The sequence below is a fragment of the Pseudomonas sp. 18.1.10 genome (assembly GCF_024655625.1).
Taxonomy (GTDB): domain Bacteria; phylum Pseudomonadota; class Gammaproteobacteria; order Pseudomonadales; family Pseudomonadaceae; genus Aquipseudomonas.
Genome location: NZ_JANLGL010000033.1, coordinates 1 through 15,057, shown reverse-complemented (window position 1 = coordinate 15,057; position 15,057 = coordinate 1). Strand labels below are relative to the sequence as shown.

Genomic DNA, 15,057 nt, shown 5'->3' with positions numbered 1-15,057 from the left:
CGTATGGGGGCTTTGACGAAAGCTGAGATGGCGGAACGTCTGTACGAAGAGCTGGGTCTGAACAAGCGCGAGGCCAAGGAATTGGTCGAGCTGTTTTTTGAAGAAATCAGACACGCTCTGGAAGACAACGAGCAGGTCAAATTGTCCGGTTTCGGCAATTTTGACCTGCGGGACAAACGCCAGCGGCCTGGCCGCAATCCAAAAACGGGAGAAGAAATCCCGATCACGGCTCGCCGTGTGGTCACCTTTCGTCCAGGGCAGAAGTTGAAGGCCCGAGTTGAGGCTTATGCTGGAACCAAGTCATAACGACGAGCTACCCGTCATCCCAGGCAAACGCTACTTCACCATTGGTGAAGTCAGCGAGCTCTGTGCGGTCAAACCGCATGTGCTGCGCTATTGGGAGCAGGAGTTTCCTCAACTCAACCCCGTCAAACGCACCGGGAACCGTCGGTATTATCAGCGCCAGGATGTGCTGATGATCCGACAGATCCGCGCGTTGCTGTATGACCAGGGGTTCACCATCAGCGGTGCGCGCCAGCGTATGTCCGGTGATGAAGCCAAAGACGACACCACCCAATACAAGCAAATGATCCGCCAGATGATCGCCGAACTCGAAGATGTGCTGGTGGTTTTGAAGAAGTGATTCAGGCTTTTAAAATACTTCCACATTTCAAAAGCTTGCGGTATATTCCGGATCGCTTCGTTGCGAAGCTAACCCAGTAACACGCCTAGTCGGGGCGTAGCGCAGTCCGGTAGCGCACTAGCATGGGGTGCTAGGGGTCGAGTGTTCGAATCACTCCGTCCCGACCATATTTTTCAGTGACTTAGGCCAATGCTCACAGCATTGGCCTTTTTCATGTGCGTGATTTTTGCGTGACTTCACGCCAGGCCCGCCCAGTTCGGGGTGTCTCGTATCTGGGACGCCTGTCTTAATTCTAATGACTGTATAGCCCCCATCACGGCATACCTTGTTACAACCATTCGCCCCTGTGGATAGTCGGTATAGAACTTCGGCCTTTCGTTCTCCTCCAAATACCAGGCGTGTTTTAAACCGTGAGCGCCTGCTGACAACCCATAGAGGTTCACAGAATGAAAATGACACTACCCGCCCTGGTTTTGGGTGCCCTCATTGCGCAAGGAGCGATGGCCGCTGGAGATGGCACAGCCGCTCTTGGAGGCGGCGTTGGTGGTGCGCTTGGCAATATCGTAGGTCAACAGCTCGGTGGCTCGACGGGCGCAGCGGTAGGCGCAGGTGTTGGTGGTGCCGCGGGCAGTGCTGTCGGCGCTCAACGAGGCAACAGAGCGGAAGCCGCACTAGGTGGTGGTATCGGCTCAGCCGGCGGCTCGCTCATTGGTAATCGTCTGGGCGGCACGACTGGATCGACTATCGGCGCCGGCGTAGGTGGTGCAGCCGGCGGCGCGCTGGGGAATAACCTGGCAGATGATGAGAGTAGTCATCGATCAGATGGCAAGAAGCACAAAGGTAACAACAAACACAAACACAAGAACAAGCATCGTTAGCGCCTGACCTTGCAGCATTGAAGCCCGGCCCAGCGCCGGGCTTCTTGTATCTGGCATCTGAGAAGGTTGATCGATGAATTATCAACACGGGGGCTCCACTAAGTCGGTAGTGGAGCCCTTTCTCGTTTCAGGCTTCGCTGTTTTACCCGAGCATACCCTCGACATCGGCCAGGGTGGCATGCGGGACAACACTGTCGGGAATTCTCGAGATGTCAGACAGGTTGTACACCCTGAAGTCATCACCCATAACCTTATCGGACATCAATTCGAACGACGGCAATATGCGCGTGAAGTAGTGCTGATCGAGCCCGCAGGGAGAGTGAGTGGATTCTGCGTTCTCGTAAAACCTGCCTGAGCGCTCGTCCAGATCAACGCCCACCAGAAAGACTTGGGTGAACCCCACATGGAACGCCAGCTGTATGGCCAGATAGGCCACGGTACGAGCGTCAAAAAAGCCCTCGCTCATGTCTTTGCTGAACCCCAGTGGTCGTTCGCGGCTGGGCAGCAAGGGGTGATTGACGACCAATGCGTCGTGTTTGCCCAGCACAGATTCCAGCCAGGAAGGCCGCTTCGCTTTTGACAACGGGTAAAGCCGCCCCGTGGGGCGAACGTGCGCAGATCGCGCGTGGTCTTCCCACAGCGCAACCCTCTGGCTGATCGCCATGGCGTGTTTGAATAGATCGGGCTGCTGTTCGGAGAAACTTCTGTCCGTGCAGGCGTAAAAGTACGGCTTAACGTCAATGTCCAGAAACATCGAAATGGCGCCATTCATCGTGATCATTGGTACGTGCGCAAATTGCTCGATGGGAAACGACTTGGCTGATGGTCCGGAGGCAATGATGAAGACGGCGCCCGACTCGGTGTTCCGGCAGGCATCAAAGTCGCTCAGGTCCAGGGAGTATTTGGTCGAGAGCCAGGGAGCGGTGAAGGGGGCGTGCAAAGCTCGCCGAGTGCTGCCGGCGTGCTCCATGGCGACGAAGGATGTCTGTTTCATCGGGCCCAACCTTGAAGTCAGAAGAAAGTACCTACATCACCCGACCCGAGGGGGCATCGTTGAGTTCCTTCTTAAAACAAAGTTCATCAGCCTGAGCGCCTATTGTTGAGTGGGCTATTTCTCGAAGTTGGCAGCATTCATGCGCACTCACCGTTACTTCAGCCCACAACGGTGCGCTTTCTGAGCCATTTGGTAGCAATCTCCTACACAGGCTCTTAGCTCGACTGGCGATATTTTTCCCGGTACTCCAGCCGAATCAATCACTTGGTTCAACGCCAGATCAGTTGGCACACATCCTGCTTTTTTGCATCCGTGGATAATTGGATACAAAAATTCAAAAGGTGCTGCCGATGCAATTTGCCCCTGCTTACGTTGACCGCCAGCCCCTCACCGCTGAGGAGGAGGCCTACAACTTCCTGCTCGACGCCATTTGCAACGGTCGCTACCGCAAGGGCGACCGCCTGATCGCCGAAGACATCGCCAGCGAAATCGGCATGAGCCGCATGCCGGTGCGTGAAGCGTTTCGCCGCCTGGATGCCCAGGGCCTGGTGACGCTGAGGCCCAATCGCGGCGCCATCGTCAGTGGCCTGGATATCGACGAGTTGCACGAGGTGTTCGAGATGCGCAGCGCTCTCGAAGGCCTGGCGGTACGCGTTGCGGTCAGCCGTATCGGCGAGCGCCAACTGGCCGCCCTGGAACGCATGCTCGACGCAATGGATGACTACCGCGACGAAAGCGCCGCGTGGGTCAGCCGTCACCGCGCGTTTCATGAATACCTGTGCAGTCTCAGTGGCCGCCCGCGCTTGATGAAGCAGATTTCGGCGTTGTACTCGCTGGTAGAAGCGCCCATGCGCCTGTGGTTGCAACACGGCGACAAACCCCTCAGCGCCCGCCAGGAGCATGCGGTGATCCTCGATGCCATCCGCGCGGGTGACGCTGCCCGCGCCGAAGCCGTGGTGCGCGAGCACATCGAAGGCACCGTGCCGGCGCTGATCCAGTTTTTGCAATCGGAAAAATAATCAGAGGCGGGCCCAAGCCCGCCCGTGTTTTGACTTTGAGTCCTGCCCCGTTATTCAACGAACTGGAGTGTCTGGTCATGCATAAACGCCGCGCCTTGCTGGTGGCTGTCTCCCTCGGGCTCTGCGCACAAGGGGCCGTTGCGGCGCTGCAAGTGCCGGAGCGCTTGCAGAAAGTCGACAAACTCACCTACTGCTCGGGGATGGACTCGCCGCCCCTGGTGTCCTTCGATGAAGCACAGAAACCGCGCGGCCTGACCGTCGACCTGGGCCTGGAAATCGCCAAGCGCCTGGGCGACAAACAGGTGCAGTGGCGGGTGATCCCGTTCTCTGGCCTGGTGCCGGCCTTGCTCGCCCAACAGTGCGACATGATCGTCGACCAACTGTTCGACAAGCCCGAACGGCGCCAGGTGATCGATATCGTCAACTACATGTATTCCAGCCAGTCGGTGGTGGTGCCCAAGGGCAACCCCAAGGGCATCAAAGCGCTGGATGACTTGTCCGGGCACAAGGTTGCGGTGCTCAACGGCTCCACCATCAAGACCCTGCTCGATACCCAGAACGAAAGCCTGGTCAAAGCCGGCAAGCCACCGATGAAGCTGGTGGTGTACAACAGCGACACCGACGCCTTCCAGGCCCTGCGCATCAGTCAGGTGGACGCCTACGGCACCACCGTGGAAACCGCCGGCTATTACGCGGCAATGGCCCCGGATATGTTCGAGGAAGGCGTGCCGGCGTTCAGCCGCATCCTTACCGGCCTGGGCATGCGCAAGGACGATCCACAACTGACCGCCGCGGTCCAACAGGCGATCAGCGATATGCGCAGCGACGGCAGCTACGTGCAGCTGTTGAACAAATGGCATGTCAGTAGCGACACACTCGACTGAGGTTTCCCGCAATGAACTTCAATTGGGATGTGTTCTGGCAATACCTGTTGCAACCCAGCGGGGTGTACCTCAACGGGCTCTGGCTGACGTGCCTTATCAGCGTGCTGGCCATGCTGTTGGGGTGCGCGCTGGGGCTGGCGGCGGCGCTGTTGCGCCTGTCGAAGAACCCGCTGCTGCACCTGCCGGTGCGGTTTTACGTATGGCTGATGCGCGGTACGCCGCTGCTGGTGCAGATCGTGTTTCTGTACACGGCGCTGGCGGCGGGCGGGCTGTTTCGTTTCGAGGACATCGAACTGTTCGGCCTGATTGTGCCCGGCAATATCCAGGCGGCCATCATCGCCCTGGGCCTCAACGAAGGCGCGTACATGGCCGAGATCATCCGCGCCGGTATCGGTGCGGTGGACAAGGGCCAATACGAAGCCGGGCGCTCCCTGGGCATGGGCTTCGCCAAGCTGATGCGGCGCATCGTGCTGCCCCAGGCGTTCCGCGTGATCGTGCCGCCGTTGGGCAATGAGTTCAATGTGATGCTCAAGAACACCACCCTGGTCAGCGTGATCGGCGTGCAGGAGTTGTTGCTCAGCACGCAGATGGTCACCTCGGCGACGTTCCGCGTGTTCGAGTTGTACCTGGTGGTGGCGATCTATTTCCTGATGCTGACCACCCTGTGGGGTTTTTTCCAGCGTTGGCTGGAGGCACGCTTCGGCCAGTCCGACCGGCCTTCGGCGCCGCCACCGGCCTCCAGCCGCATGTTCGGGCGCAGTACCTTGAAACTGCTGAGGGGACGCTAGCCATGGCGCACAAAACTGACGAACTGATAATCGAAGCCCTGGACCTGCACAAGTCGTTCGGCGACTTGCAGATCCTCAAGGGCATCTCCCTGCAAGTGCGCCGCGGCGAAGTGGTGGTGTTGATCGGCGCCTCGGGCTCGGGCAAGACCACCTTCATCCGCTGCATCAACCTGCTGGAAGACATCCAGGGCGGACGCATCCGTGTCAACGGCCGTGCCATGGGCTACCGCGAACGCAGCGACGGCAGCCTGGTACGTGACTCGGAGCGCAACATCGCCCGCCAGCGCCGCGACATCGGCATGGTGTTCCAGCGCTTCAACCTGTTCCCGCACATGACCGCCCTGGAAAACATCATCGAGGCGCCGATCCACGTGCTCGGCACCCCGCGTGCCGAAGCCCTGGAGCAGGCCCGTGGCTTGCTCGCGCGGGTCGGCCTGGCGGACAAGGCCAACCACTACCCGTCGATGCTTTCCGGCGGCCAGCAACAACGGGTGGCGATTGCCCGCGCCCTGGCGATGAAACCCCAGGCCATGCTGTTCGACGAGCCCACCAGCGCCCTCGACCCGGAGACCGTCGGCGAAGTGCTGCAAGTGATGAAGGAGCTGGCCGAGGAGGGCATGACCATGGTGGTGGTCACCCACGAAATGGGCTTTGCCCGGGAAGTGGCCGACCGCGTGGTGGTGCTCGACCAGGGCGAGTTGATCGAACAAGGGCCGCCGGAACAGATCTTCAGCCACCCCAGCCACCCGCGTACCCGTGCGTTTCTCAGCCGCGTGTTATGACCTGAAACCTAGTGTGGAAGAACCTTTGCCATGTTGAAATTTTCGGCTCACGAGTACCCCTATCCGTCGCAGCGCCAGAGCGTGTTTGCCCAGCGCGGCATGGTCGCGGCGTCCCAACCGCTGGCTGCGCAGGCAGGCATCGAGATCATGCTACAGGGCGGTAACGCCATCGACGCCGCCATTGCCACGGCGGCCGCGTTGACGGTGGTCGAGCCCACCGGCTGCGGCCTGGGCGGTGACGCGTTCGCGCTGGTCTGGTGCCAGGGCCAGTTGCATGGCCTGAACGGCAACGGCCATGCACCGGCGGCCTTGAGTGTCGAGGCGGTTAAGGCGGCAGGGCATGAGCGGATGCCGCTGTATGGCTGGACCCCCGTCACCGTGCCCGGTTGCCCGTCGGCCTGGGCCGAGTTGTCGCAACGCTTCGGCAAGCTGCCGTTTGCCGAGTTGCTGCAACCGGCCATTCGCCTGGCACGGGACGGTTTTCCGCTGTCGCCGGTGGTCGCCCATCAATGGCAGATCGCGCTGGACGAGTTCGGCCCCCATCGAGACCCGGTGCTGGACGCCTGGTTCGCCACCTTCCTCATCGACGGCCGCGCGCCTCGGGCCGGGGAGCTGTTCCGCAACCCGGCCCAGGCCCGTACCCTCGAAGACCTCGCGCAAACCCGCTGTGAAAGCCTGTATCGCGGCGCCCTCGCCGAACGCCTGGATGCCCACTCCCGGGCCAGCGGCGGCTACCTGCGCGCCAGCGACCTCAAGGATTATCGAGCGCAGTGGGTGGAGCCGATCCACGTCAACTATCGCGGCGTCGACGTCTGGGAGATTCCCCCCAGCGGCCAGGGCCTCGTCGCCCTGATGGCGCTGAAAATCCTCGAAGGCTTCGATTTCGACCACCGCGACAGCCAGCAAACCTGGCACCGCCAACTGGAAGCCATGAAACTCGCCTACAGCGACGGCCTGCACTACATCACCGACCCGCTGCACATGCGCGTGGCCGTTGCGGATTTGTTGAGCGACGACTACAGCCGCCGCCGCCGCGCACAGATCGGCGAACAGGCCCAGCCACCCAAACCCGGCGATCCCCACGCCAGCGGCACGGTCTACCTGGCCACGGCGGACGGCGAAGGCAACATGGTCTCGTTCATCCAGAGCAACTACCACGGCTTCGGCTCCGGCGTGGTGCTGCCCGACAGCGGCATCGCCCTGCAGAACCGTGGGCAGGAATTCAGCCTCGATCCAGCCCACGCCAACTGCCTGGCGCCGGGCAAGAAAACCTTCCACACCATCATCCCCGGCTTCCTCACCAAAGACGGCCAGGCCCTTGGCCCGTTCGGCGTGATGGGCGGCTACATGCAGCCCCAGGGCCATGTGCAGATGGTGATGAACCTCGTGGATTTCGGCCTCAACCCGCAAGCCGCCCTGGACGCGCCACGCTGGCAATGGCTGGGCGAGATGAAAGTCGGCATCGAGCAAGGCGCCTCGCGCGACCTGGCCAACGCCCTGGCACGCCGCGGCCATCAAGTGCAAATCGCCAACGACCTCACCGACTACGGACGCGGGCAAATCATCCTGCGCGACCCGGTCAGCGGCGTTCTGTGCGGCGGCACCGAGCCGCGAGCAGACTCCCATATCGCCGTGTGGTGAGGACGATCTTGCCTCAATACCGTTGCTCCCACATGTTGACCTGTGAACCCGGTCAACTGTGGGAGCTGGCTTGCCTGCGAAAACGGCGGCCCAGGCGAAACCTCTGTTACCTGACCCACCGCCTTCGTAGCCTCGCTAAAGCTCGACAACTCCCACAGGGGATTGGGTTTGCAGGCTGTGGCAGGTGTACACCGCTCAAAATGTGGGAGCTGGCTTGTCGGGTCGCCGCATCGCTGCGAAGACGGCGGCCCAGGCGACATCGCACTCCCGCTTGCACCCGTACACCAGAACACTTGGGATAGTATTGGCGCCCAAGTCGTCACCGCTCTCCCAATCGAGGCTGTGTTCGACAAAACTCCTCACCCTGTCGAGCACGCCCCCCGATGGCCAAACCCGCTTTTTCCACACTGGACCTGGACGGCTTCGACTGGTCGATCCTGGCCCTGGTCCAGCATGACAACGCCGTGCCCCTGCGCACGCTGGCCGAAAAGGTCAACCTCTCCACCGCCGCCGTGCAGCGGCGGATCAAGCGCCTGGAAGAGGGCGGGGTGATCATCGCGAATGTCGCAGTGGTCGACCCGGCCAAAGCCGGCAAGCCGATCACCATCATTGCCGAGGTCTCGGTGGAGCGCACCAGCGCTGAAGCGTTGGCGGCGACCAAAGCCAGCTTCTGCGTACCCCAGGTGCAGCAGTGTTACTACGTCACCGGCGAAGCGGATTTCGTGTTGGTGCTCAACGTGGCGAGCATGCAGGAATACCAGGACCTCGCCGGGCAGCTGTTCGCCGAGAACCCCAATGTAAAGTGGTTCAAAACCCTGGTCGCGCTGGATCGGGTCAAGGTTGGCTTGCACGTGCCGGTGTGACGATGGCCCTTGGATAGTCGGTGTAGCCCCGCGTCGATGCCATCGAACGTGCTGCGATCGCCTTCAGCTTCTTGCGGGTAGCCGGGCACGAAGCCGAGGTATTTGGCAGGGATTGAAAAATAAACCCCAAAAACCTGTCCCTTTTTTTCGCGTCAGCGGTCATTCCAGGTAAGTGCCTATTATCGAGAGCTTCCTTCAATGCCCGTAGTCCGCCCCTTGCTCAACCTGAGCCTGCTGCTGAGCCTCAGCGCCGGCCCGCTATTCGCCACCGTCAGCTACGCCGACGACGCCCGCCGCAGTTACCAGGTGCCGGCCGGCAGCCTGAGTGCCGCGTTGACCCGGTTTGCCGGGCTGGCGGGGGTCAACCTGTCGGTGGACCCGGCGCTCGTCAGCGGCCGCAGCAGCAGCGGCCTAGCCGGTGAATATGGTGTGGAGGAGGGCTTCGCGCGGTTGTTGCAAGGCTCCGGCCTGCAACTGCAAGCCATGGGCGAGCACGCCTACAGGCTGATCCCTGCACCGGATGGCAGCACCCTCGAGCTGGCGCCAACCTCGATCCTCGGCACCACCGGCCTGTACGACGGCGACACCTACGCCGGCGGCCAAGTGGCACGCCGTGGCGCCCAGGGCACGCTGGGCACGCGGGACTTTATGGAAACCCCGTTCAGCATCACCACCTACACCGCCGACGCGGTGAAAAACCAGCAGGCGCGCACCCTCGGCGAACTGATCGCCAGCGACCCCTCGGTGCGCGCCACCAACCCGGCCGGTGGGCGTTACGAGCAATTCACCATTCGCGGGTTCAGCCTGTTCAACAGTGATGTGTCCTATAACGGCCTCTACGGCGTGCTGCCGACCTACACCATCGACATGGAAATGGCCGATCGCGTCGACATCTTCAAAGGCCCGACCCAGTTAATCAACGGCATCTCGCCCCGTGGCAGCGTGGGCGGCGGGATCAACGTGGTGCCCAAACGCGCCACCGACAAGGACATCACCTCGTTCACCGGCACCTGGGCTTCCGAAAGCCAGGCAGGCGGGGCAGTGGATGTGGGCCGACGATTCGGCGAAGACAACCAGTTCGGCATCCGCTTCAACGGCGTGAAGCAAGCCGGCAATACCGCCTGGGATCACCAGAGCGTCGACCGCGAAATGGCCGTGCTCGGCCTGGATTTTCGCGGCGAGCGTCTGCGCCTTTCTACCGACATCGGCCACACCGAACGCGACACCGATGCGCCCCAGGAGCGTGTCCAGGTGGCCGCCGCCGCACCCGTGCCAAAGGCCAGCGACGTGCGCCGCAACTATGCGCAAGGCTGGAGCAAGGCGCGCACCAACGACACCTTTGGCACCTTCAACGGCGAGTACGACCTCAGCGACAACGTGATGCTCTACGGCGGCGTCGGCGCGCGTAAAAGCAGCCACGACTTCCTGCGTCACGCCGTTTCCGTCACCAACGCCGCCGGCGATTTCAAAGTGCAGCCCCGCGACTTCACCCGCGATGAAAACGTGCGCACCTACACGGCTGGCGTGCGCAACTGGTTCCACACCGGGCCGGTGAGCCATGAGGTCAACCTGGCGGCCAGCTATTTCTACATGGACTTCACCAACGGCGGCGCGCGTTATGGCGAGTCGTCGAGCAACCTCTACAACCCGGTGCAAACCTCCGCGCCATCCATCGCTACGCGCCAGGACGCCAAGGTCTACACCGAAAACAAATTCAGCGGCGTGGCCTTGTCCGATACCCTCGGTTTCTTCGACGACCGCCTGCTGCTGACCCTCGGCGCACGCTGGCAGCGGGTCAAGGTGGATGACTGGAGCAATGGCATCAAAGGCAAGACCGCCTACGACGAAGAAAAACTCTCGCCCTCCGGCGGCCTGCTGTTCAAGGCCACCGACCGGCTGTCGCTGTACGCCAACTACATGGAAGGCCTGAGCCAGGGCAAGATCGCGCCGACCACCTCAAGCAACAGCGACGAAATCTTCCCGCCGTTCATCAGCCGCCAGGTTGAAGTCGGCGCCAAGTACGACGCCGGCGCCTTCGCCGTGACGGCAGCGGTGTTCCGTATCAAGCAGCCGGCCTATGAAACCAACGCCACCACGAAGCTGTTCGGGCCCAACGGCAAACGCGAGAACGCTGGCGCGGAGTTGAGCGTGTTCGGCGAACCGCTCAAAGGTGTGCGCTTGCTCGGCGGCGTGATGTACATCGACAGCAAACTCAAGGACACCACCAACGGCACCTGGGACGGCAACCGCGCCCCGGCCACGCCCAAGTACAACGTCAACCTCGGCGCCGAATGGGACGTGCCGGGCCTTGAAGGCGTGACCCTGACCAGCCGTGGCATCCATTCCAGCTCGCAGTACCTGGACCAGTCCAACGTCAAGGAAATCGACGCCTGGAACCGTATCGACGTCGGCGCGCGCTATGCCTTCAAGGTGGATGACAAGCACGTGACCTTGCGCGCTAACGTGGAGAACGTCGCGGATAAACGCTACTGGAGTTCGGCCGGTGCGTCGGATGACAGCGAGCCGGGTCTGACCCTGGCGACACCGCGTACTTACCTGCTGTCGGCCACCGTCGATTTCTAACTGGTATACATCGATCAAAACTGTGGGAGCGGGCTTGCTCGCGAATGCGGTGGGTCAGTTGATAAATCAGGCGACTGATACATCGCTTTCGCGAGCAAGCCCGCTCCCACATTTGAAGCGCGGCGCCCGTGCTAATAAGAATGTTTTTTGATCACACCGCCCCGATATGGAATAGTACCCGCCGTTTTCCCTGGCCTGTCTAGCCTGGGTGTTTCAACGCCGAGGTCCTCTTCATGCGAATGCTGCGCTCCATCCCCACTCTTGCCGCCTGCCTCCTGGCGTTTTCTTCAAGCGTGCTCAGCGCTGCGCCCATCGACCTCAATGACGGCCAACACGCCGTGCACCTGCCGGATGCGCCCAAGCGCGTGGTGGTGCTGGAATTCTCCTTTCTTGACAGCCTCGCCGCCGTGGCTGTAACGCCGGTCGGCGCCGCCGATGATGGCGACGCCAACCGCGTCTTGCCCCGTGTGCGCCAGGCCATCGGCCAATGGAAGTCCGTGGGCCTGCGCTCGCAGCCGAGCATCGAGGAAATTGCCCGGCTCAAGCCCGACCTGATCGTCGCCGACCTCAACCGCCACCAGGCGTTGTACAGCGACCTGTCGAGCATCGCGCCGACGCTGCTGTTGCCGTCACGCGGTGAGGATTACCAGGGCAGCCTGAAATCCGCCGAGCTGATCGGCAAGGCGCTGGGCAAGAGCGCGCAGATGCAAGCGCGTATCCAGCAGAACCGCGAAAACCTCAAGGCCATCGCCCAACAGATCCCCGCTGGCGCCAGCGTGCTGTTTGGCGTCGCCCGTGAAGACAGCTTTTCCGTACACGGCCCGGACTCCTACGCCGGTAGCGTGCTGCAAGCCATCGGCCTGAAAGTGCCGTCGGTGCGTGCCAACGCGGCGCCGACCGAATTCGTCAGCCTGGAGCAACTGCTGGCCCTCGACCCCGGTTGGTTGCTGGTGGGTCATTACCGGCGCCCGAGCATCGTCGATAGCTGGAGCAAACAGCCGCTGTGGCAAGTGCTTGGCGCTGTGCGCAATCAGCACGTCGCCGAAGTGGACGGCGACAGCTGGGCGCGCAACCGTGGCGTGCTGGCGTCGGAGCAGATCGCCGAAGACGCCTTGGCGATTCTCAAAGGCGGCAAAGCCGTATTGAGTCAATAAGCGTGCAGCGCAGTTTCGCGGCGGCGGGCATCGTGCTGCTGGGCGCCGTGTTGTTCTGGTGCTCGCTGTACAGCTGGTCGCCGTTCACGATTACGGCGACGGACGCGTGGAATGGCGTGGTCCATCAGGGCAGCGTCGGCGGCAATATGGCCTACATCGTGGCCCAGCTGCGGGTGCCGCGTGCGGTGTGTGCGGCGTTGGTCGGCGCCTGCCTGGGCCTGGCCGGTGCGTTGATGCAGGGCATCACGCGCAACCGCCTGGCCTCGCCTTCCTTGTTTGGGGTGACGGCCGGCGCGGCGTTGGGCTTGGCGTTGTTCTCGACGGGTTTGGTCGCACCGCCGTTTGCCGGTGGTGCGTTATTGATGACGTGCGTGGGCGGTGCGTTGGCCTGGGTCACGGTGTTCAGCCTCGGCGGCGCCTGGTCGCCGACCACCGCCCAAGGTCGCCTGGTATTGGCCGGTGTGGCCGTCGCGGCGTTGTGCGCGGCCTTGACCCGGCTCACCGTCATCCTGGTCGAGGCCCAGGCGCAAAGCGTGCTCAACTGGCTGGCCGGTTCGCTGGCCAACGTCGGCGCCGCGCAAGTGCAGTTGCTCTGGCCCTGCACCCTGATCGGCGGCCTGTGGGCGCTGTGGTGCGCCCCCCGGCTGAACCTGGTCAACCTCGGCGAAGACGCCGCGCGCTCGTTGGGCGTGGGCATCGCCAGCCTGCGTTTGCAGGTGTTTGTCGCCAGCCTGTTGCTGGTGGGGGCGAGTGTCTGCGCCGTGGGGCCGATTGGGTTTGTCGGGCTGATCGCGCCGAATATCCTGCGCCAGTTCCTTGGCAATGATTACCGCTGGCTGATCCCGCTGAGTGCCGCCTTGGGCGCGGTGATCGTGCTCGGCGCCGACCTGCTCAGCCGTGCCGTGGCCTTTCCGGTGGAAACCCCGGCGGGCGTGGTCACCGCGTTGATCGGCGCGCCGTTCTTCCTCTTTCTTGCCAGGCGCGCCCTATGATCCGCCCAAGCTTGCGCCTGTGGCTGCTGCTCGGCCTGTTGCTGCTGGCGATGTTTATCAGCCTCAGCGCGGGCACCTTGTGGCTCAAGCCCGCCACCGTGCTGGAGCGCCTGCTGGCCCACGACGCCCTCGACTTTGAAGTGTGGAACCACCGCCTGCCGCGCAGCCTGATCGCGATCCTTGCCGGTGCCGCCTTCGGCTTGGCCGGCGCGATTGTGCAGGGCGTGATCCGCAACCCGCTGGCCTCGCCGGAAATCCTCGGCGTGACCCAAGGCGCCGGGCTGGCGCTGACCGTGGCGATCATCAGTTGGCCGCAGTTGCCGATTGCCTGGCTGCCACTGGTGGCGTGCCTGGGCGGGGCGGGCGGCGCGTTGCTGTTGGCGCTGTACAACACCGGCGTGAGTTTCTCCGGGGTGCGCTTTGCCCTGTCCGGGGTGGCGATTGCGGTGACGTTGTCCAGCGTCACCGAGTTCCTGATCCTGTCCCACCCGCTGGATATCAACACCGCGCTGCTGGCCCTCACCGGCAGCCTGTGGAGCCGCAACTGGCACCATGTGGCGCTGGTGTTGCCGTTCCTCCTATTGATCCCGCTGGGCCTGTGCCTGGCCAAGCCGCTGAACCTGATCGGCCTTGGCGACGAAGCGGCCCATAGCCTGGGCACCGCGCTGAACCGCACGCGCTGGTTGGCGATGGCCTGCGCGGTGCTGCTGACCAGCCTGGGCGTGGGGGTGATCGGGCCGATTGGTTTTATTGGCCTGGTCGCACCGCATATGGCGCGCAGGCTGGTGGGCGGGCATCACCAGTTTCTACTGCCGGCGGCGATGCTGATCGGCGCGCTGCTGCTGGTGCTGGCCGACACGCTGGGGCGCACCTTGATCGCCCCCAGCGAAATCCCCGCCGGGGTGCTCACGGCGGTGATTGGCGCACCGTATTTTCTTTGGTTGCTGGCACGGTTCAAGGGCTGATGACATGAGTATTCTGCAGGCACACCAGCTCGATATCGGTTACGGCGCGACGCGCATCGTGCAAGGGCTGTCGTTCACGCCGCCAGCGGGCAAGGTCACGGCGTTGATCGGCCCCAATGGCTGCGGCAAGTCCACGTTGCTCAAGGCGTTTGCGCGCATTCTCAAGCCGACCCAGGGCGAACTGACCCTGGATGGCCAGGCCTACGCCAGCCTTTCCGCGCGCGAGTTGGCGCGACAGATCGCGTTTTTGCCGCAAGTGTTGCCGGTGCCGGAAGGCGTCAGCGTGCGCCAGTTGGTTGCCTATGGCCGCAGCCCGCATAACTCGTTGTGGGGGCGTTTGAGCGGCAACGACCAGTCCCATGTGACCCAAGCGATGCAACGGCTGGAGCTGGACGTGCTGGCGGATCGCGCCTTGGCGGATTTGTCCGGCGGCCAGCGCCAGCGCGCGTGGCTGGCGATGGTATTGGCGCAGAACGCGCCGGTGGTGTTGCTGGATGAGCCGACCACTTACCTCGATATCAGTCATCAGGTTGAACTGATGGATCTGATGGGGGAGTTGGCGGCGGAGGGCAAGACGGTGATTACCGTGCTGCATGACATCAACCAGGCGTGTCGGTATGCCGACCATGTGGCGGTGATGCATGGCGGCAAGTTGGTGGCCGATGGGGCGCCGGCGGCGGTTATCAGTGCTGAGTTGATGCGGCAGGTATTTGATGTGCAGGTGCAGATCATGCAGGAGCCGGTAGCCGGCACCCCCATGTGCCTGATCGAAAAAAGCACCCGCCCTCAAGCCTGACTCGGTTAAAAACTGTGGGAGCGGGCTTGCTCGCGAAAGCGGTGGATCAGTTAAAGCATCTTTGACTGACACACC

At 62.6% G+C, this 15,057-nt stretch carries 15 protein-coding genes and 1 tRNA gene; 15 read left to right on the top strand and 1 reads right to left on the bottom strand.

All coding sequences use genetic code 11. The features are described 5' to 3' along the window. Positions 1-3: 3 nt before the first annotated feature. The 4 genes from ihfA (at position 4) to NUV89_RS08385 (ending at position 1,521) form a co-directional block, all read left to right on the top strand. Positions 4-306, top strand: a complete 303-nt coding sequence (gene ihfA / locus NUV89_RS08400) for an integration host factor subunit alpha (RefSeq protein WP_002553164.1) — start codon at positions 4-6, stop codon at positions 304-306. Beyond that, positions 287-643, top strand: coding sequence for a MerR family transcriptional regulator (locus NUV89_RS08395; protein WP_010209127.1), 357 nt, complete (start codon positions 287-289; stop codon positions 641-643). The genes ihfA and NUV89_RS08395 overlap by 20 nt, the downstream gene beginning before the upstream one ends. A 90-nt stretch (positions 644-733) precedes the next feature. Further along, positions 734-810, top strand: a tRNA-Pro gene (locus tag NUV89_RS08390). Positions 811-1,089: 279 nt separating this feature from the next. Further along, positions 1,090-1,521, top strand: coding sequence for a hypothetical protein (locus NUV89_RS08385; protein WP_081609247.1), 432 nt, complete (start codon positions 1,090-1,092; stop codon positions 1,519-1,521). A 142-nt stretch (positions 1,522-1,663) separates the two neighbouring features. Here NUV89_RS08385 and NUV89_RS08380 read toward each other — a convergent pair whose 3' ends face one another. Then, positions 1,664-2,515, bottom strand: a complete 852-nt coding sequence (locus NUV89_RS08380) for a lipopolysaccharide biosynthesis protein (RefSeq protein ID WP_257780954.1) — start codon at positions 2,513-2,515, stop codon at positions 1,664-1,666. Positions 2,516-2,865: 350 nt separating this feature from the next. On the opposite strand from NUV89_RS08380, the gene NUV89_RS08375 reads away from it, so the two are divergent. The 11 genes from NUV89_RS08375 to fecE all read left to right on the top strand — a co-directional run bounded on the left by NUV89_RS08375 (position 2,866) and on the right by fecE (position 14,982). Continuing rightward, the gene (locus tag NUV89_RS08375; RefSeq protein WP_257780953.1) at positions 2,866-3,534 is read left to right on the top strand and encodes a GntR family transcriptional regulator; all 669 of its coding nucleotides are present in this window, start codon (positions 2,866-2,868) and stop codon (positions 3,532-3,534) included. Between the two features lie 77 nt (positions 3,535-3,611). Continuing rightward, positions 3,612-4,418, top strand: coding sequence for an ABC transporter substrate-binding protein (locus NUV89_RS08370; RefSeq protein WP_257780952.1), 807 nt, complete (start codon positions 3,612-3,614; stop codon positions 4,416-4,418). 11 nt (positions 4,419-4,429) lie between these two features. Next, on the top strand, positions 4,430-5,206 hold the full coding sequence (locus tag NUV89_RS08365) for an amino acid ABC transporter permease (RefSeq protein WP_017737070.1): 777 nt from the start codon (positions 4,430-4,432) through the stop codon (positions 5,204-5,206). Positions 5,207-5,208: 2 nt separating this feature from the next. Continuing rightward, positions 5,209-5,988: an amino acid ABC transporter ATP-binding protein gene (locus NUV89_RS08360; RefSeq protein WP_257780951.1), complete on the top strand. Its 780-nt coding sequence runs from the start codon at positions 5,209-5,211 to the stop codon at positions 5,986-5,988. A gap of 30 nt (positions 5,989-6,018) precedes the next feature. Then, complete coding sequence (locus tag NUV89_RS08355; protein WP_257780950.1) at positions 6,019-7,629, top strand: gamma-glutamyltransferase family protein; 1,611 nt, start codon at positions 6,019-6,021, stop codon at positions 7,627-7,629. A 383-nt stretch (positions 7,630-8,012) separates the two neighbouring features. Next, a complete protein-coding gene (locus NUV89_RS08350) occupies positions 8,013-8,492 on the top strand; it encodes an Lrp/AsnC family transcriptional regulator (RefSeq protein WP_257780949.1) in 480 nt (159 codons plus the stop codon). A gap of 198 nt (positions 8,493-8,690) precedes the next feature. Then, positions 8,691-11,075: a TonB-dependent receptor gene (locus NUV89_RS08345; protein ID WP_257780948.1), complete on the top strand. Its 2,385-nt coding sequence runs from the start codon at positions 8,691-8,693 to the stop codon at positions 11,073-11,075. Positions 11,076-11,314: 239 nt separating this feature from the next. Next, positions 11,315-12,229: a Fe(3+) dicitrate ABC transporter substrate-binding protein FecB gene (locus NUV89_RS08340; protein WP_374684471.1), complete on the top strand. Its 915-nt coding sequence runs from the start codon at positions 11,315-11,317 to the stop codon at positions 12,227-12,229. Between the two features lie 2 nt (positions 12,230-12,231). Continuing rightward, the gene (fecC, locus tag NUV89_RS08335; RefSeq protein ID WP_257780946.1) at positions 12,232-13,221 is read left to right on the top strand and encodes an iron-dicitrate ABC transporter permease FecC; all 990 of its coding nucleotides are present in this window, start codon (positions 12,232-12,234) and stop codon (positions 13,219-13,221) included. After that, a complete protein-coding gene (locus NUV89_RS08330) occupies positions 13,218-14,186 on the top strand; it encodes an iron chelate uptake ABC transporter family permease subunit (RefSeq protein ID WP_257780945.1) in 969 nt (322 codons plus the stop codon). The genes fecC and NUV89_RS08330 overlap by 4 nt, the downstream gene beginning before the upstream one ends. 4 nt (positions 14,187-14,190) lie before the next feature. Then, the gene (fecE, locus tag NUV89_RS08325; protein ID WP_257780944.1) at positions 14,191-14,982 is read left to right on the top strand and encodes a Fe(3+) dicitrate ABC transporter ATP-binding protein FecE; all 792 of its coding nucleotides are present in this window, start codon (positions 14,191-14,193) and stop codon (positions 14,980-14,982) included. Positions 14,983-15,057 lie beyond the last annotated feature (75 nt).